This is a genomic window from Chryseobacterium sp. JK1 (assembly GCF_050632815.1).
In the GTDB taxonomy this organism is placed as follows: Bacteria; Bacteroidota; Bacteroidia; order Flavobacteriales; family Weeksellaceae; genus Chryseobacterium.
The window spans coordinates 135594-152293 of sequence record NZ_JBODRU010000007.1 but is presented as its reverse complement, the minus strand read 5'-3'; the positions used below and the strand labels follow the sequence as shown (position 1 = coordinate 152293).

17 protein-coding genes and 1 tRNA gene are annotated in these 16700 nt (G+C 35.5%); 11 read left to right on the top strand and 7 right to left on the bottom strand.

What is annotated here, in order from left to right:
- Positions 1 to 10: 10 nt before the first annotated feature.
- Entirely contained in the window at positions 11 to 643 is a 633-nt protein-coding gene (locus ACQ76T_RS23870; RefSeq protein ID WP_431345689.1) for a DUF4760 domain-containing protein, read from the bottom strand.
- A 467-nt stretch (positions 644 to 1110) separates the two neighbouring features.
- Here ACQ76T_RS23870 and ACQ76T_RS23865 point away from each other — a divergent pair, with 467 nt between their 5' ends.
- The 7 genes from ACQ76T_RS23865 (at position 1111) to ACQ76T_RS23835 (ending at position 5367) form a co-directional block, all read left to right on the top strand.
- Entirely contained in the window at positions 1111 to 1488 is a 378-nt protein-coding gene (locus ACQ76T_RS23865; protein ID WP_431345688.1) for a YopX family protein, read from the top strand.
- Between the two features lie 4 nt (positions 1489 to 1492).
- On the top strand, positions 1493 to 1906 hold the full coding sequence (locus ACQ76T_RS23860; protein WP_431345687.1) for a hypothetical protein: 414 nt from the start codon (positions 1493 to 1495) through the stop codon (positions 1904 to 1906).
- Positions 1907 to 2117: 211 nt separating this feature from the next.
- Positions 2118 to 2396, top strand: coding sequence for a hypothetical protein (locus ACQ76T_RS23855; protein WP_431345686.1), 279 nt, complete (start codon positions 2118 to 2120; stop codon positions 2394 to 2396).
- A gap of 194 nt (positions 2397 to 2590) precedes the next feature.
- The gene (locus tag ACQ76T_RS23850) at positions 2591 to 3064 is read left to right on the top strand and encodes a LexA family protein (RefSeq protein WP_431345685.1); all 474 of its coding nucleotides are present in this window, start codon (positions 2591 to 2593) and stop codon (positions 3062 to 3064) included.
- Positions 3061 to 4317 carry a Y-family DNA polymerase gene (locus ACQ76T_RS23845; RefSeq protein WP_431345684.1) on the top strand — a complete coding sequence of 419 codons (1257 nt, stop codon included), beginning with the start codon at positions 3061 to 3063 and terminating at the stop codon, positions 4315 to 4317. The genes ACQ76T_RS23850 and ACQ76T_RS23845 overlap by 4 nt, the downstream gene beginning before the upstream one ends.
- A 43-nt stretch (positions 4318 to 4360) precedes the next feature.
- Positions 4361 to 4999 (top strand): SOS response-associated peptidase family protein, encoded by a 639-nt coding sequence (locus ACQ76T_RS23840; RefSeq protein ID WP_431345683.1) that lies wholly within the window; start codon positions 4361 to 4363, stop codon positions 4997 to 4999.
- Positions 4999 to 5367, top strand: coding sequence for a hypothetical protein (locus ACQ76T_RS23835; protein WP_431345682.1), 369 nt, complete (start codon positions 4999 to 5001; stop codon positions 5365 to 5367). Before ACQ76T_RS23840 ends, ACQ76T_RS23835 begins: the two co-directional genes overlap by 1 nt.
- On the opposite strand, the gene ACQ76T_RS23830 is transcribed toward ACQ76T_RS23835, so the two are convergent.
- From ACQ76T_RS23830 to ACQ76T_RS23820, 3 genes are all read right to left on the bottom strand, one after another.
- A complete protein-coding gene (locus ACQ76T_RS23830; RefSeq protein ID WP_431345681.1) occupies positions 5357 to 6550 on the bottom strand; it encodes a phage integrase SAM-like domain-containing protein in 1194 nt (397 codons plus the stop codon). The two genes, ACQ76T_RS23835 and ACQ76T_RS23830, sit on opposite strands and share 11 nt — an antisense overlap.
- A 145-nt stretch (positions 6551 to 6695) precedes the next feature.
- Positions 6696 to 6782, bottom strand: a tRNA-Ser gene (locus tag ACQ76T_RS23825).
- Between the two features lie 54 nt (positions 6783 to 6836).
- A complete protein-coding gene (locus tag ACQ76T_RS23820; protein ID WP_431345680.1) occupies positions 6837 to 7853 on the bottom strand; it encodes an asparaginase in 1017 nt (338 codons plus the stop codon).
- A 161-nt stretch (positions 7854 to 8014) separates the two neighbouring features.
- On the opposite strand from ACQ76T_RS23820, the gene ACQ76T_RS23815 reads away from it, so the two are divergent.
- On the top strand, positions 8015 to 8695 hold the full coding sequence (locus ACQ76T_RS23815) for a TrmH family RNA methyltransferase (RefSeq protein ID WP_431345679.1): 681 nt from the start codon (positions 8015 to 8017) through the stop codon (positions 8693 to 8695).
- Positions 8696 to 8745: 50 nt separating this feature from the next.
- On the opposite strand, the gene ACQ76T_RS23810 is transcribed toward ACQ76T_RS23815, so the two are convergent.
- From ACQ76T_RS23810 to tsaD, 3 genes are read right to left on the bottom strand one after another with little or no spacing between them, the layout of a single operon-like run.
- On the bottom strand, positions 8746 to 9441 hold the full coding sequence (locus ACQ76T_RS23810; protein ID WP_431345678.1) for an RsmE family RNA methyltransferase: 696 nt from the start codon (positions 9439 to 9441) through the stop codon (positions 8746 to 8748).
- Positions 9438 to 9833: a hypothetical protein gene (locus tag ACQ76T_RS23805; RefSeq protein ID WP_431345677.1), complete on the bottom strand. Its 396-nt coding sequence runs from the start codon at positions 9831 to 9833 to the stop codon at positions 9438 to 9440. The genes ACQ76T_RS23810 and ACQ76T_RS23805 overlap by 4 nt, the downstream gene beginning before the upstream one ends.
- On the bottom strand, positions 9830 to 10846 hold the full coding sequence (gene tsaD, locus ACQ76T_RS23800) for a tRNA (adenosine(37)-N6)-threonylcarbamoyltransferase complex transferase subunit TsaD (protein WP_431345676.1): 1017 nt from the start codon (positions 10844 to 10846) through the stop codon (positions 9830 to 9832). The genes ACQ76T_RS23805 and tsaD overlap by 4 nt, the downstream gene beginning before the upstream one ends.
- A gap of 4 nt (positions 10847 to 10850) precedes the next feature.
- On the opposite strand from tsaD, the gene ACQ76T_RS23795 reads away from it, so the two are divergent.
- The 3 genes from ACQ76T_RS23795 (at position 10851) to ACQ76T_RS23785 (ending at position 16698) form a co-directional block, all read left to right on the top strand.
- Positions 10851 to 15647 (top strand): translocation/assembly module TamB, encoded by a 4797-nt coding sequence (locus ACQ76T_RS23795; RefSeq protein ID WP_431345675.1) that lies wholly within the window; start codon positions 10851 to 10853, stop codon positions 15645 to 15647.
- Positions 15648 to 15781: 134 nt separating this feature from the next.
- Positions 15782 to 16252 carry an Lrp/AsnC family transcriptional regulator gene (locus ACQ76T_RS23790; RefSeq protein WP_034682046.1) on the top strand — a complete coding sequence of 157 codons (471 nt, stop codon included), beginning with the start codon at positions 15782 to 15784 and terminating at the stop codon, positions 16250 to 16252.
- A gap of 68 nt (positions 16253 to 16320) precedes the next feature.
- On the top strand, positions 16321 to 16698 hold the full coding sequence (locus ACQ76T_RS23785) for a hypothetical protein (protein WP_431345674.1): 378 nt from the start codon (positions 16321 to 16323) through the stop codon (positions 16696 to 16698).
- The last annotated feature ends 2 nt before the right edge of the window (positions 16699 to 16700 follow it).

Below are 16700 nucleotides of genomic sequence, written 5' to 3'. Positions count from 1 at the left end.
ATAAATATTTCTAATGTTTATCTTCGTTTATCCATTTTATTGCAAGTTTTTCAAAATTAATCCAACTTCTTGGACTTTCTTCTTGAACATAATTAATATAATGTTCTAGTTTTTTATAATACTTACCAAAAAGTCTGCCATATAAGCGTTTTACTATTTCATTATCTAAATCTCCAGCTAAAACCATTGCAGATATACTTTCAAAGTAATTTAGGGTAATAAATAAAGCTTGTCTACATTCTTTATTCTTGGAATCGTTTATGTGAGTAATTAATAAATGTAAATTTTGCCTTTCTAATTTATCTTTATGTTCAACAAATAAAAGCCTTACTTCATCATTTATCTCCATCATTATAGGTTTTCTAAAATCAGAACAAATATCGTATGTATATTTAGATAAATTCTGTCTATTGCTAGCTTCTTGAGTTTTAATTTGATTTTCAAGATTGTGAATATGATATATTAGAGTCAAGAATGCGAGAATTGCTAAAGTTACTTTAGTTGTGTTGTCTAGAGATTTAGCAGCATCCCATTCTACTATATATCTAAATGCAAAGAATACTGCACAAAAAGTTAAGGCTAAACAAATAATAATCAACCAAACGAGACGTATGTGGTATCTTTTATTAAATAAAGAATTCATTAGTTAATAGTTTATTTTAATTTACAATCGCGAAAATAATATTTCTGAACGACAAATCAAGTCGCATTATTAATTATTTGCGAAACTAATGAAAATGGACTTTAAACAATTACGGTTTCCCGTAGAGTTATTACTACAGCATATCCGGGAAAATACCTACTCAATAGTTAGATCTTCTATTCCGCCATATAGTTGCTTTAATGCATTCAATGCTCTAGTGGAATCTTTCTTAGTAAATGATCTATTCGCTGTTCGGTTTAGCTTGTTCGTAAGGTATAAAGCAGCCGTTTTATTGTTCGGAAACATAATTTTTGCAACCTCAGATATATTAACGGCCTTGTTTGTTTTAAGATATTCCTCCACTGTCATAAAGCAAAGGTAAAATATTTTTCAAAATAAGTACATATAAATATGTAATTGTACATAAAATTATGTACATTTGTAAAAGAAACATAAACAAAATAGTCATGAGAGAAATAAAATTTAGAGGTATAGAATTAGAATCTAAAAATTGGGTTTATGGCTCGTTAATAAATTTTGATCCAATTCCTGAAATTCAAGAAAACGATTACGATGAAGGCGCTTATGGTTATCAAAGGTGGGAAGTGATCCCTGAGTCAGTTGGCCAATTTTATATGGAACTTCAAACATATGATAATGAAGTACAATCATTTGATGCTTACGAAGGTGATATTATTGAAGTTGGAAGATATGCGCCAACCGAATATTATACAGTCGTCATAGAAGATATTAGAAAGACGCCTGATAATCTGTTTGGCAGTAGCGTTGTTTCTCGAAAGCTATTAGGAAATATTTACGAAAATCCTGAATTATTAAACGCCTAGTATTATGAAATTAATCCCCCTTTCGGACTTTGTTCTGGAGCAAGATAAAATTACAAGCAAAAGGCCATTGCGAGGTATATATACATACAAAGCAATCAGATCTTATGATAAAATTGTAAACTATGCGAATTTTTTAAAGCAACCCGTCCATGAAAGTATGTTTATACCTATTGATAAGCAAGGTAATATTATTTCAAGACCTAATTTGGAAGATGGATATTCATCGATTGGCTATTCGTCCGATGTATCCAAGGCTATAGCTAAGTATAAAAAAGCCCAAAAGAAAGTACTTTTCAATGGGAGATACAAAACAGGTATGTTTGACAAACCTATTTCTGAAATGATAGTTGAAGACTTAATAAAGTTTGAATTTGAACTAACCCCTTCCGCTTTAGAGGCTATAGGACTAAAGGAATAGCTTTTTCCTTTTTATTAATGAAAATATGACTTTTAGTGCAAATGCGATTATTATAATCAAGCAGAATGCTATTTGAATATCAATTTCAGCTTCAGTAATATTATCACTGGGCTTTGGAAGAGTAATATCAATTATAAGCATAATTTTTTTATGGAAGATAAAAAAAAATTTCAAACGGAGTAGTCTCCACAAAATATAAGAATATAGTGTTATGATTTTAGAAATTATAGATTGGAAAGAATATCACCCCAACGGACAATTGTGGATTGAGGGAAAAATTGGGATTGTAGCTGATTTATGGAAGCATTTATATGATACTAGAGAGCAGTGGAAAGGATATGAAGGTAAATATATTTGTAGATTGGGTAATTGGAAGAAATACTATGACAATGGTCAATTGGCTTGGCAAATGTTTTTTAATGATAATGGTTATTTTGAAGATAAAAAAACGCCATCTTTTAGAAAAGACGGAACGATAATTATATATTAAATACACAACAAATACAACTCATTAATTTGAGTTTTCATGGTTATTAGTTTTTATCCTCGGAGAGATCCGGGGATTTTTTTGTGGATAACTTTTTAATGCGTCAAGTTCTGTCGCCATGCGGGTTTTGATTTGTCGCATGAAAATTTAACATCGTTTTGGTATAATTTGGTTCAAAATGTACATAACTTTGCGATATGAAAACGATCGGAAATTTAGAGTTATTTACATTGGAAAGCACAGAACCTGTTGTGTTAAAGCCTTTTGAAGAAAGGTTGCACGCTGGCGGTTATGGAGCGTTTCCGAGTGCTGCTTTGGATTTTCCTGATGAATCGATTGATTTTTTAAAGCTATTGGTTAAGGATCCGGTAACGACATTTCCAGGAAGAGTTTCCGGAGATTCTTTAAAGGATATTGGTATACTCAATGAGGATTGGTGCTTGATACAAAAAGGCATCGAAGCCCGGCCAAATGATTTGGTAGCGGCAATAATAGAAAATCAATTCTTTATTAAGCGGTTCAGACCTCGCTATGGAGCCGGGAACCAAATTAAAGAATTGAAGCTTGAATCAGCCAACGTTGAATTTTCAGATTTTGACATCACAGATGAAACAGAATTCTTTCTATGGGGTGTCGTTACATGGACTTTTAAGAATTGGAGAAAATTATGATAGCGCTTATAGACGGCAACAATTTCTACGCATCATGCGAAAGAATATTTAATTACGAATGGCGAGGTCGTCCGGTCGTTGTACTTTCAAATAATGACGGGTGCGCAATCGCTAGAAGTAATGAAGCTAAAGCTTTGGGAATTCCCATGGGTGAGCCGTACTTTAAACTGAAACATTTCGAGAAAACACACGGCCTTGTAGTGTGTTCGGCAAACTTTGTGTTATATGGAGATATAAGCAATAGAGTAGTGCAGATTACCCGGAGGTACTGTAATGATATAGAAGTGTATTCTATAGATGAGTCCTTTCTTTTTCTGGATGGTTATTCAAATCAACTCCAAAGAATGGTAGATCTCAGAAGAGATGTCCTGCAGGGATTAGACCTTCCTACAAGTATCGGTATAGCACCTTCAAAAACACTCGCTAAAGTCGCCAATAAAATAGCGAAGAAATTCCCGGACAGGACCGGATCAGTATATATGCTTGATTCCTGGAAGAAAATTGAAGCGGCCTTAAAATGGTTTCCAATTGATGATCTATGGGGTATTGGTCGTAGATATAATGATAAGTTTCGAAGCTATGGCGCTCACACCGCATGGGATTTTACTCAATTCCCAGATGGATTCCTTAAGCAAGAAATGGGAATTCTGGGCCTACGAATGAAAAAAGAGTTATTAGGAGAAGCTCAATATTCAATGTCGGTTCCTGAGCCTAAAAAAATGATCTCAACGACCAGGACGTTTGATACCGGACACGCTGAGTATGATTATGTGCATGAGCGAGTATCCACTTTCGCGTCAGAGTGCGCCCGAAAACTTCGTGAGCAGAAGTCATGCTGCAGGCATGTAACTGTATTTATAATGACGGATCGGTTTAAGCAGAACCAAGTGCAATACTCAGACTCGTTTACGGTAACGCTCCCTAATCCTAGTAATTCATCTATTGATATTTCTAAGTACGCTAAAAAAGCACTTGATCACATTTTCATTCAAGGCCCGAAATATAGAAAAGCCGGAGTTATAACGGGAACGTTTGTTCCGGAAAATGAAAGAATGACGAGTCTGTTTGATATAGACAATCAAGAACGACATGCTCCAATTATGAAAGCCATGGATTCAATGAATAGTCGCCTTGGCAAACAAAAAGTTAAGCTGGCATCTATGGATGTACAGACTACATGGAAGATGGACCAAAAGCATCTTTCACCTAAATATTCAACAAGTTTTTACGACTCTATAATTTTGAAAGCGTAATAATTTGTACGCTTTTTGTATCTTTTCAATTAAAATTATCAACATGTGTTATTCGTTCAGTAATAAAAAAGTAGACCTTAAAGAGGTTGCTAAAGAATTGGATGCGGAAAATTATGAAAGTGATTATGTTCAGGAAGATAATGTTTCTGCATTCACTAGACCTGCAATGCCTATTGTATTAGAACACAACGGTAGAAAAATTACCCACGGAACCTGGGGGCTTTACGCAGAAATTCCAAAAGACAAACCCGCAAAGGGATTAAACCTCACAGCCGAAAACACACATACATATTATAAGAAGTTTGAAAATAACAGATGTGTTATTCCTATATCCGGATTTTATGATTTTCAGCATGTAACCATTCCCGGAAAGAAAACACCTGCGAAAGTAAAGCATGAAGTATTCTGGAAAGACGCGGATCATATGTATCTGGCTGGATTCTTTGACGTTTGGGAAAACAATGAAATAGGAGTAGGCATAGTAACTACTGCAGCAAACGAACTTATGTCGGTAATTCACAACTCAAAAATGAGAATGCCTATCTGCTTAGATGCAAGAATGGCGGACCGGTTCCTGAAGGACGAGCCGATAGAAGAATTTGTTTTTCCGGCTTTTGATCCGGAACTCGTTGCCATGAACCTGGAGCCTGAGAAAATGCCACCACCAACTCTTTTTGGATAATGGAAGATTCAAAACATATATTTCAATTGCTCGCTAACTATATAGAAGATGATCCGGAAAACCTGGATGATTTCTACGATGATGCTATGAATTTAATTCGCGGAGCTGCAGCAGATAAAAATATTGAGTTTGACGGCTACTTCCGGGAGCGCTGGGAAATCTCCGCAGACACTATCTTTGAATTTGATGAGGACTATTTTGAAGATGAAGATAGGAGAGATCTTTATGTATTCTTATCAGCTTTAGTTGACGAAGAAGTATTCAGCTATCTACATTATGTATGGCATCATGTTAAAAACGAAGAGCTATCGAAAACTATAATTGAAAATAGGATAGAGGAATTAAAAGAAAAAGGCGTCAGATTTTAGACGCCTTTATAGAATCAATAATTTCTTTATGAATCTTATCTTTAATATGATTGGGAAATTTACCTTCATAGATTGAGTGTGTATCGTTTTGTGCGTGTCCAGTTATTTCTTTAATTATGTCCCTATTTAGATATAGCTCTTTCCCGCCAATATTGATAAATGAGTATCTAGGCGACTTGGAGAATGTTTCAGTTTTTATTTTAAGATCTTCAGCTATTTTTCTGAAGCCATCAATGTATTTTTGTCTGTATGGTTTATAAACATATTTATGAATAGGAGTAATAAAATCTGAATTTGGATCATCAAAATAATCAATAATTTCCTGAGCTTCATCAAATATATAATTATCAATAACCTCTTGAGTATTTCCTTTAAATCGAATAAATTTTACTCTCCCATCTTTAATGTGTTTTTTTTTAAGAGATGCAATATCAATGAAATCAATTCCTCCAAGATAAAAACAAAGCATAAAGTATCGGTAATAATTATGATCAACTGGATTAACGGCAATTATTTTCATCTCATTTAGAGATAGGTATTTGTCTTTAGTATTTCTGCAGGACGTTTTAATTCCATGGAATGGACTCACTGAGGTTTCAGGCTTGTAAATGCCTCTTTTTACAGCCTGGTTGTAAACTGCTCTAAGATTTGCAATGTAGACGTTTATTCCTCCGTCACCACATTTATCTGATTTGTCTAGTCTAAATTTATGTAAAAAGTTATAATCTATTTCAGAAAATTTAAGAGACTTCTTATATGATTTGAACACCTTTAGGTTGTCGGCATATTTAGTCGCAGTACCCCCGGTTTTAATTTCTGTTTTTGATGTATTTTCTCTGTGAATTTCAAGTTCTTTAATTCTAACGCTCCAAAAATCATAAACACTATCAGATATTTCTTTTCCAAGAATAATATTTTCGACCTCTGGAGCAGTTCTTTTGTCTCGTGAATTTAAAAGATTAAGAATCTTTCTATCTTTTTCTAAAAGGAAATCTGAAATAGCAATATATAATGGATGGCTTTTTTTAGGCATTTCTTTTTTGAAATCCCAATCTTTTACAAGAGAAGAATATTGAGTAAAAGGATACTTTCTATCCTTTGCTGATATGTATATATAAAGCCTTAATGGATGCTCCCCACTTTTTAAAGTAGTTTTTGTATCTAAGTAAAATCTTATTTTCATGGAAATTCTATTGTGTAAATATTGTGTAAAAATAGATTGGAATATCCCTATTTTGTACTTAATAAAACTAATAAAATAAATTATAAAAATAAAACGTGTAAGCGTAATAAAAGCAAAAACCGCTGATAATCAGCGGTTTTATTTGCAGAGAGGAAGGGATTCGAACCCTCGATACAGTTACCCGTATACTACCTTTCCAGGGTAGCTCCTTCAACCACTCGGACACCTCTCTTTTTGAGATTGCAAAAATAGTGTATTTTCTGGAATATCCAAATAAATATTACAATTAATCTGTAATTTCTCCACAAAGACTTCTTGTAAAGTTATCTGCAAAGGTTCCGGTATAGTTTGGATTATCGATAAGGTGCATTGCCTTTGTAATCGCTGTTTCTGCAGTCATGTCTCTACCGCTTATTGCTCCGATTCTTGAAAAAATATTACTGTTTTCATACTTCCCGAATGAGATACCACCTGATATACACTGGCTTACCACAACGATTTCCGTTCCGTTATCTCTGATTTCCTGAAGGGTTTCCTGAGTTTTTTCACTGCTGAAAATAGTTCCGGACCCGAAAACCTGAAGAATAAGAACCTTCATTTTTGGGATTTCCTTAAAATGACTCAGATGCATTCCCGGGAAAATTCTCCAGAATAAAATATCTTCAGAAATATGCTCATCCACATGAAATTCTATAGTAGGATCACAACGAAGCAGATTGTCTTTAAGGATATTTAAATGAACACCTGACTGTCCCAGGATAGGATAGTTAGGACTAGAATACGCATCAAAATACTCAGCAGAATATTTCAAGGTTCTGTTTCCTCTTAATAATTTATATTCAAAATATATGGCAACCTCCTGAATCACGGCTTCATCGTTCTCGTAAAGGCTGGCGTAGTAAAGGCTTGTCAGAAGATTTTCCTTGGCATCCGTTCTCAGATCACCAATAGGAAGTTGAGATCCCGTCATAATCACAGGTTTTCTCAATCCTTTTAGCATAAAACTTAGTGCAGAAGCCGTATAAGACATCGTGTCCGTTCCGTGAAGAATCAGGAAACCATCGTAATCATTATAATTTTTGTAAATATAATTGGCGATGATTCTCCATTCCTCAGGTCCCATATCCGAAGAGTCTAGCGGTTTGGCAAATGGATGAACAAATACCTCACACTCCATGAGCTTCATTTCAGGCATTTTTTCAAAAATATTTCCAAAATCAAAGGCGCGGAGACTTCCGGTTTCATAATCTTTTTCCATTCCGATGGTTCCACCGGTATAGATGAGCAGGACTTTTCGCTTCATGTACTAATTTTAATTAAGAATTGAACCCCGATTAGGGTTCATAGGTCAAAATTACGTTAATTTGCAAAGATTTGAAAATGAAAGAAACGCTTATCATAAAATTTTATGTAAATAAGACGTTTATGGTTTGTGTTACCGTTTGTTCTTGAAAAAATAAATACATGCAGAAGAAAGATTTAGGAGAAACTTTTGAATATTTAAAACAATTTTTAACAGAGGAAAGACTTGCTAAAATTGAGCATTTCTCTCAGGAAAGTTCAGACTTTGTGCTTCCGGTTGTAGAAGATGTTTATCAGTTCAGAAATGCAGCGGCCATTGTACGTTCCGTAGAGGCCTGTGGTTTTCATAAAGTAGTCGCTTTACAGGAAGAATATAGTTTTGAACCCAATCTTCGGGTAACAAAAGGAGCAGATACCTGGGTTGAGGTTGAGAAGCTTCCAAGAAGTATGGAATCTTTTCAGAACATTAAAGACAGGGGATATAAGATCGTAGCTGTTTCGTTGGAGAATAATGCTAAAATGCTGCCTGAATATGAGATTACAGAACCTATAGCCTTAGTTTTCGGAACAGAAATGGAAGGTGTTTCTCAGGAAATTCTGGACTTTGCAGACGAAACACTGGCTATTCCAATGTATGGCTTTACAAGAAGCTTTAACGTTTCTGTAGCGGCTTCCATCTGTATGTATGAGCTGAAACAAAAGCTGATAAAATCTGATATTGATTATAAACTGGATGAAGAGAAGCTGTTGAGAATGAAAATTCTCTGGACAGTCAATTCAATCAGAAGCGGACAGCAGATTTTTGAAAAATACTTGCGAGAAAACAATATTGATTGGAAATAATTAATGAGAAATAAAAAAGAGAAGATTCAACGTCTTCTCTTTTTGTTTTTTTATATCATGTGGTAATAATTCCATGCGGCTACAAAAACGCCTGCAGTTTCTGTTCTAAGTCTTTGGTTTCCGAGAGATACTGCTTTTACTTTGTTTTCTGCCAGAAATGCAATTTCCTTTTCAGAAAAATCACCTTCAGGGCCAATCAGGAAAACAATCTCTTCCAATTGAGGAATTGCTTTAAGCTCCATTCTTTCAAGGTTTTCATGGCAATGCGCTACAAAAGTGTGTTCTGTATCAATATTTTTTAAGAAATCAGTAAGTTTCACCGCGTCATTGATGATGGGAAAATGAAACCTTAAACTTTGTTTAGAAGCTGCAATAGCTTGTTTTCTTATTTTATCAATATTGATATTTTTGCGTTCCGTTTTTTCCGTTACAATAATACTGATTTCCGAAACTCCCATTTCCACAGCTTTTTCTACAAAAAACTCAATCCTGTCGATATTTTTGGTAGGTGCTATGGCTATGTGAAGTGTTGGATTAAAACTAGGTAGATTTTCTTTGATCTCCGAAACTTCAATACCTGCTTTTTTACCTTCTATAACCAGTTTTCCGGATGCAAGTTTTCCTTTTCCGTCTGTCACGTGAATATCTTCACTATTCTTCATGCGAAGAACTTTTACAATATGCTGTTGCTCTTCATCATTGATGATTACTTTTTGATCGGCTATTTCTCCGTAAAATAGTTTCATATATCCTGGCTTATAAATGCAACGCCTGTTTTGATCGTGGTGTATATATCCGTATCGCACTCTCTGTAAGAGCACATATATATTTCTTCTATCCAGTTATTATTAATGAAAATCAGATTTAAGTATTCCTGTTTTCTCAAATTATTTTTGATGGATAAAAAATCGCCTTCTTTTGGGGTGTAGGGAAAACTGAAAAGATGTTCAGAATTGATTAATTTTAAAACTTCATCTTTTATATCCTGAATATAACCTGTTTCAGAATTTGATGGAAAATAATCTAAAGAAACCTCCGAATTTTCATTTTTTCCTGTAATCGTTTCCAGTATCCAATAATATTTGGAATTCTTTTTAGAATGTGTCCCCAGTACTTTTTCTTCTAAGAGTATTTTCATAAATCATATTTTGCCGTTGCCGAAGTTCTCAGGTCTGTAAATTCTCCTCTTTCAAATTTCAGTTGAGCTACCATAGCAATCATCGCAGCGTTATCTGTAGTGTATTCAAATTTGGGAATATAAATGTCCCAGCCCAGTTTCTCTTTATTGTCTTCCATTGCTTTTCTTAAAGCAGAATTGGCAGAAACCCCACCTGCAATAGCAACCTGGTTTACGTCGAGGTCTTTAGCTGCTTTTTCAAGCTTATTCATCAGAATTTCAATGATGCATTTCTGTACAGAAGCACAAAGGTCATTAAGGTTTTCTTTGATGAAATCTGGGTTTTTTCTAACCTCTTTCTGAATAAAGTACAAAACAGAAGTTTTGATACCACTGAAAGAATAATCGTAGTTTTCCAGTTTAGGTTTGTTAAACGTAAAAGCATTGGGATTCCCTTCTTTAGCAAGTCTGTCAATGATAGGACCCGCCGGGTAGTCGAGATCAAATATTTTTCCGATTTTGTCAAAAGCTTCTCCTGCGGCATCATCAATAGTTTTCCCGATGATTTCCATATCAAAATAATCTTTTACCAATACAATCATCGTATGTCCACCACTTACGGTAAGACATAAGAAAGGGAAAGTAGGCGGCACAGGATTTGCATCCTCGATGAAATGGGCCAAAATGTGGGCTTGAAGGTGATTTACTTCAATTAACGGTACATTAAGACTCATAGCCAGAGATTTAGCAAATGATGTTCCTACAAGAAGAGATCCCAAAAGTCCGGGTCCGCGTGTAAATCCTATAGCTGAGATAGCATTTTGTTGTATATTTGCTTTGGAAAAAGATTTTTCAACAACGGGGATAATATTTTGTTGATGGGCCCGTGAAGCCAATTCAGGAACTACACCACCGTATTCTTTATGGATGGCCTGATTCGCGGCAATGTTCGAAAGAATAGAATTTCCCTTGATGATAGCTGCTGAGGTGTCGTCGCAGGACGATTCAATACCTAAAATTATAGAGTCGCTCATAATAATGGCAAAGTTAGAGAATAATAACGAGAATGAGAATAAAAAATCAGTAGCTGAAAACCTAGGGGATCAGGTACAGAAAACTGTTGAAAATGTTGAAGGAAAAGTTCGGGAAACAGTAAAGGAAGCATCAGAACTTGCTTCAGACGCTCTTCATCACCCTGTAGAAACAGCAGGAGAATTTGGGAAACAGGCCATTAAAGATGTGACCAGCTATACCTGGTGGGCTAAACTTCTTCTGACTATTTTTTGGCTCGGAATTTTCGTTATTGGAAGTATTCTTGTGATTATCAATCTTCCGATTACCAAGCAGTGGGCAGCAGATCAGGCATTACAGATTGTAAATCAGGATTTCAAATCCGGTTTTTCCACAGAAAGTGTGGATGTGAATTATTTCGGAGACGTAACAATAAAAGGCTTAAAAGTTAAAGACTATAAAGGATTTGATTTCATTAAAGCAAAGGAATTTCGTGCCGACTCAGATTGGATTTCTCTGGCAGTAAATGCCATTTCAGGAAACAGTAATTCTTTAAGCTTCAACTCTCTGACACTTATAAATGCCGATGTGAAAGTTATTACGTATAAAGGGGACAGTATTTCAAACTTTGTCCGTTTTACAGAACTTTTCGATAACGGTAAAAAAAGGGATCCTAAAAAACCTCCTTTTCAGCTGAATTCCAGAGTGCAGATTATTGATTCCAAAGTATCAATCATTAATGAGAATTCTCCGGGAGAGCATGGCAAGTGGCTTACCGCAACAAAATTTAATCTGAAAGCTCCCAACATGAAAGTCAATGGACCTAATGTTTCAGCTTTAATCAATAACATGTCGTTTGTAACTTCAAGATGGGGGAAATCTCACATTGTAGATACTTTTTCGACGGAACTGTCTTTAACCAAGCAGTTTTTATCATTAAAAGACCTTACGCTGAATACAGATCACACTTTACTTCAGGGAAATATCAAATTTAATCTTCATGATGGCTCCTGGTCAGACTTTGCAGATCGGGTTCGTTGGGATATGAATATTAATCAGGGAAGTGAGATTAGCGGTTATGATATCAGTTATTTTGTAACAAACTGGGATAATATCAAACCTTTTAATCTTTCCGGAACAATGACGGGTCCTCTGAATAAATTCCATTTAGAGAATTTTCTCATCAGAAACCCGGATGTAAATATAGCAACCAAAACCATGAAGGTTGATAAGTTACTGAAAGGGCATTTTTCTATTGAAACAAAAGATCTTTCCACAGATTTTACCTATAAAGACTTAAAGGCAATGATGCCTTCCTTCATTTCCAATAAGATGAAGAACTTTGCTGATGATTTTGGAAAATTGAAATACAATGGAACAGCAAAAGTAAATCCCGATCAAATTTATGTAGAGAATGGAAATCTAATGACAGGAATCGGGCAGGCCAAAATTTCCAAACTTACCCTTACCGGCTACAGTACAGCAATGCCTAAATACTCTGGCTATCTTGATGTAAAAGATCTTAATACTTCCGTCATTACAAAAAATAAAACGGTAGGATTAATCTCGGGAAAATTTGATCTTAACGGGCAAAGCTTTGATGTAAATACAATGCGACTGACTACCAAATCTCAGATTGCCAGCATTGAAATCATGAACAAAACGATTAATAATCTCTATCTGGACGGATTATTGGATCATAAAAAATACAACGGACTCATTACCGTAAATGATGAACAGGCAAAAGCTACCATCAAAGGGTTAATAGATTTCAGTACTTCCAAAATCGCAATGGATGTGAATGCTGATGTGAACTATTTGAACATGAACTATTTTACCAATAAACCTGGAAGTCAGGTGGTAAGTGGTCAGGTGGAAGGGAAGATGTCTATGTCATCCATCAATGATCTTACTGTGGATGTAGATGCCAATAATCTTCATTTTGCTACGGCAACCCAAAAATATGATATTCCTAAAGCCAAATTAAAAACTTTTGTAGGTGCAACGGGCCGTATTATTGATGTAGATGCTCCAGGGGCAGCTACAGGGAAAATATCTGGGAAATACAGCCTTGCAGATCTTCAGGGAATGGTGGAGAACGGAATAGGAAAAATATTGGTAGGACCTCCGCCAAGAAAATTATATCACGGACAGAATTTTGCCCTGAACTTTAATGTTCAGCAGGGATTGGTCAACTATTTTCTACCCGATCTGAAACTGCCTAAGGGCGCTATAGTTGAAGGAGAGTATGACGGAAATTCCAATAATTTGATTTTGAATCTTGATGCAGCTTCGTTAAAATATATCATGACGAAGGAAGAGGATATTACAGATGCTGATAAAGCACTGGCTGCCTCCAATCCTGATTACAAAATTAACGACAGAAGGAGTCAGAGCAGAGACAGTGCTATGGTAGACAGTGTTAAAGTGAGAATTAACACGGCAAATCTTAACCAGCAGTTATATGCAAGAATCAACAGACTGGAGTATAATAAAAATATTATCAAAGACTTTGAACTTAAAGGAAGCAATGAAAATGGAAACACTCTTCATTTAGCAACTGTATTTAAGCATGGAAGCCCTGATGATGAGATCAATGAAAAACTTAAAGAATACGCCATTAACGTGGATCAGTCTACGGATGCCGTTGGTGATTTTGTGTTTAAATTTGAACCTACGGAAGTTAAATTTAATGAAGTGACCTGGGCTATAGATACAAGTCCGGATTTGAATCATTCCATTACATACAGAAAGCAAACGGGAGATTTTGATATAAGGAACCTGAGAATTTATTCCGATAAGAGTGCGCTATTTATCAAAGAAGCCCAATTTAAGTCCGCCAAGGATTTTTATGTAGATGCAGATATTAACGATTTTGCTGTTGAAAAACTTCTTGAAATGCAGTCTGGAGGGAATGGAATGGATATAAAAGGTCTTGCTAACGGAAGTGTGAAGATCAAAATGGATAAAAGTACGCTTCAGCCTTTAGTAGATGTGACGATTGATGATATCAAAATGAATGGTAATGATATGGGTGATATTTCCATTTCAGCTACCAACGGATTCTCTCTGAATGTGTATGATATTGATGTGAAAGTACATTCGGCAGGAGTTTTGGGAAGCAACAGCCTTAACTTAACAGGAACTGTTAACAACAACACCTCTTCGCCAATCATAGATCTTACCGCAGAAATGCGTGATTTTGACCTGTCATTCACCCAGCAGTTTGTACAGACTGTTTTCGGAAATATCCGAGGAAAAGCAACCGGCGATCTTAAGATCAGTGGTAAGCTCAATAATCTTGATTATAACGGAGATATTGCTTTAAAGAATTTTGGACTTAAACTTCTTTTTACCGGTGTAGATTATGCTTTTGATGATAATGTCATTCAGCTTACAAAAGGGCTTGCCATTCTCAATAATATTGAAGTACACGACGGCAGAACAAATTCGAAAGGGAATATATCCGGGGCGATACAGTTTGAAACTCTTTCTTCAATGGGTGTATCTCTCGTAATGAGGGCAGATAACCTGCTTATGCTGAATTCAACACAAAAAGATTCCGATCTTTTCTGGGGAAGAGTTTATGGGCAGGGAGATCTTTATGTGGATGGGCCGGTTTCAGGGTTGAGCATCACAACACCTAATATGAAAGCGCTTAACGGAAGTACTTTTACCTTCAATTCAAGTTCTACTTCGAATGTTGAAGAATTTAAAATGTTGAGATTCCTGAAAGAAGGAAAAGACGGATTGGTCACTCTTGAAGAAAAGAAAAAGACGGGAGCCAATATGAATATCGACTTTAATCTGAATGTAGACAAAGGAACAACAGTTAACGTACTTGTAGGAGATGATGTGGGTAATATTACCGTAAAAGGAGTCGCGGACCCGTTGAAGTTCCAGATGAACAGACAGGGGAATATTGCGATGAGCGGAACCTATAAAGTAGATAACGGAACTTTTGTCTCCAAAGCGATCCTTAATAAAACATTCCAGATCGAGAAAAACAGTAGCATCCGATGGGACGGTGATGCCATGAAGCCAACGCTAGACATCAATGCCAATTATATAAGAATGGTTTCCAATGTAGGAGAATACCTGAGCATGGGGAAACTACAGCCTATCAGTGTGCTGCTTCAGGCTCATATTACCCAGTCGCTGGTAGATCCTAAAATTGATCTTAACGTAACAGCTATGGATGTTTCCAGCCAGGTAAGAGAAACATTAGCTGCTAAAATGAGCCAGGAAGGAGAGAAAGTTCTTCAGTTTGGTTCGGTTCTGTTGCTGAGTACCTTTAATGTATCCAATTCCGGCGGAGTAGATGTGAATGTAGGAAATGTGGCCGAATCTTCGGGGTATAATATGCTTCTTAAACAGTTGGGATCTGTACTTAATACGATGAGTAATGAATTCCAGATTGACCTTAATTATGTGAAAGGTGATCAGAGCTCAAGTGTAGGAGACAGAGCGAATGCCGGAGTAAGTGTAGCAGTTTCTCCGAGAGTAAATATTAAAACAGGATTGGGAATTCCGCTTTCAAAGACAGAAGGGGCTCAAAATAACTATCTTTCTACTGAAGGCTCTGTTGAGTATGACCTTTCCAAGAAAAATGATGGTACGCTGCTTATAAGGGCTTATTCCAAGCCAACCAATATAGGAATGGGAATGGTGAGTACAAATGGTTCTGCAAATCAAGCCTATGGTGGTGGTATTGTATGGAGTAAAAGCTTCAATTCTTTGTTTAAAAAGAAGAAAAAAGACAAAAAAAATTCAGACGCCAAAGGTGAAATAAAAACAGATTCTATAAAATCAACTGGTAAATAATCGGAATATTTTAATGATTTTTATCATCTGTGTTAATTATTGTTAATATTTGATATATATTTTTTACTTAAATTATTTTTCGTAAATTTGCAAAAAATACATAGATTTTTTAAAGAAATTGTAATTTAACTAATATGAACTATCAACTGGACGAAATAGACAAGAAAATTCTTGATTTCTTAGTAGAAAACACAAGAATGCCTTTTACAGAAATTGCAAAGCAGATGGATGTTTCTGCTGGAACAATTCACGTAAGAGTGAAAAAGATGGAAGATGCAGGTATTATTTTGGGATCATCTCTTAACATCGATTATGGTAAGCTGGACTATCACTTTACAGCTTTCATCGGAATCCTTTTGACAAAATCAAACCGTACTCAGGAAGTACTGAAAGAATTGTCAACAATTCCAAACGTAATCGAAGCTAGCGTTATTTCAGGAAAATATAATATTTTCTGTAAAGTAAGAGCGAAAAATACAGATGATGCCAAGAGAATTATTTATCAGATTGATGACATTCAGGATGTAATGAGAACTGAAAGTATGATTTCCATGGAAGAGTACTTGAGTGACAAGAATAGACTGATCAACGCGATCTCTATTTAATTCAAATTTTAAACAAATAACTATAAAAGAACTTATGAAATCTCTCATAAGTTCTTTATTTTTGTAAGATGGAAGAATACACCTATTTTGACGAAGATCCGAAGAAAGGATGGGGATTTGTATTGGCCTTTGCAGCCTTGATGTTGTTTACCGTAATGGGATTGGGAATTGATGTGGATGAATATCTGCAGCACGAGTTTCTGGAAATTCCAAGATGGTATTTTTATGTGATCTTTTCGATTGATCTTGTGATGATGATAGGACTTGTACTGATGTTCTTCTATAGAAAAATCGGGATCTTTATGTTTCCGGCTTTATTGGTGCTGCATTTCTTTATGCACAATTATTACCTCTCTACATTTTTGTATACGGATGTAACCAATCTTTTCCTTTTTACAGGATTTGGAATGCTGGCAATTATCCCGAAATGGAAGTTTTTCAGGTAGTA

Excerpts from the sequence above, each read along its gene's own strand:
- ACQ76T_RS23870 (WP_431345689.1), bottom strand. The coding sequence starts at position 643 with ATGAATTCTTTATTTAATAAAAGATACCACATACGTCTCGTTTGGTTG.
- ACQ76T_RS23865 (WP_431345688.1), top strand. The coding sequence starts at position 1,111 with ATGAGAGAAATAAAATTTAGAGGTATAGAATTAGAATCTAAAAATTGG.
- ACQ76T_RS23860 (WP_431345687.1), top strand. The coding sequence starts at position 1,493 with ATGAAATTAATCCCCCTTTCGGACTTTGTTCTGGAGCAAGATAAAATT.
- ACQ76T_RS23855 (WP_431345686.1), top strand. The coding sequence starts at position 2,118 with ATGATTTTAGAAATTATAGATTGGAAAGAATATCACCCCAACGGACAA.
- ACQ76T_RS23850 (WP_431345685.1), top strand. The coding sequence starts at position 2,591 with ATGAAAACGATCGGAAATTTAGAGTTATTTACATTGGAAAGCACAGAA.
- ACQ76T_RS23845 (WP_431345684.1), top strand. The coding sequence starts at position 3,061 with ATGATAGCGCTTATAGACGGCAACAATTTCTACGCATCATGCGAAAGA.
- ACQ76T_RS23840 (WP_431345683.1), top strand. The coding sequence starts at position 4,361 with ATGTGTTATTCGTTCAGTAATAAAAAAGTAGACCTTAAAGAGGTTGCT.
- ACQ76T_RS23835 (WP_431345682.1), top strand. The coding sequence starts at position 4,999 with ATGGAAGATTCAAAACATATATTTCAATTGCTCGCTAACTATATAGAA.
- ACQ76T_RS23830 (WP_431345681.1), bottom strand. The coding sequence starts at position 6,550 with ATGAAAATAAGATTTTACTTAGATACAAAAACTACTTTAAAAAGTGGG.
- ACQ76T_RS23820 (WP_431345680.1), bottom strand. The coding sequence starts at position 7,853 with ATGAAGCGAAAAGTCCTGCTCATCTATACCGGTGGAACCATCGGAATG.
- ACQ76T_RS23815 (WP_431345679.1), top strand. The coding sequence starts at position 8,015 with ATGCAGAAGAAAGATTTAGGAGAAACTTTTGAATATTTAAAACAATTT.
- ACQ76T_RS23810 (WP_431345678.1), bottom strand. The coding sequence starts at position 9,441 with ATGAAACTATTTTACGGAGAAATAGCCGATCAAAAAGTAATCATCAAT.
- ACQ76T_RS23805 (WP_431345677.1), bottom strand. The coding sequence starts at position 9,833 with ATGAAAATACTCTTAGAAGAAAAAGTACTGGGGACACATTCTAAAAAG.
- tsaD (WP_431345676.1), bottom strand. The coding sequence starts at position 10,846 with ATGAGCGACTCTATAATTTTAGGTATTGAATCGTCCTGCGACGACACC.
- ACQ76T_RS23795 (WP_431345675.1), top strand. The coding sequence starts at position 10,851 with ATGGCAAAGTTAGAGAATAATAACGAGAATGAGAATAAAAAATCAGTA.
- ACQ76T_RS23790 (WP_034682046.1), top strand. The coding sequence starts at position 15,782 with ATGAACTATCAACTGGACGAAATAGACAAGAAAATTCTTGATTTCTTA.
- ACQ76T_RS23785 (WP_431345674.1), top strand. The coding sequence starts at position 16,321 with ATGGAAGAATACACCTATTTTGACGAAGATCCGAAGAAAGGATGGGGA.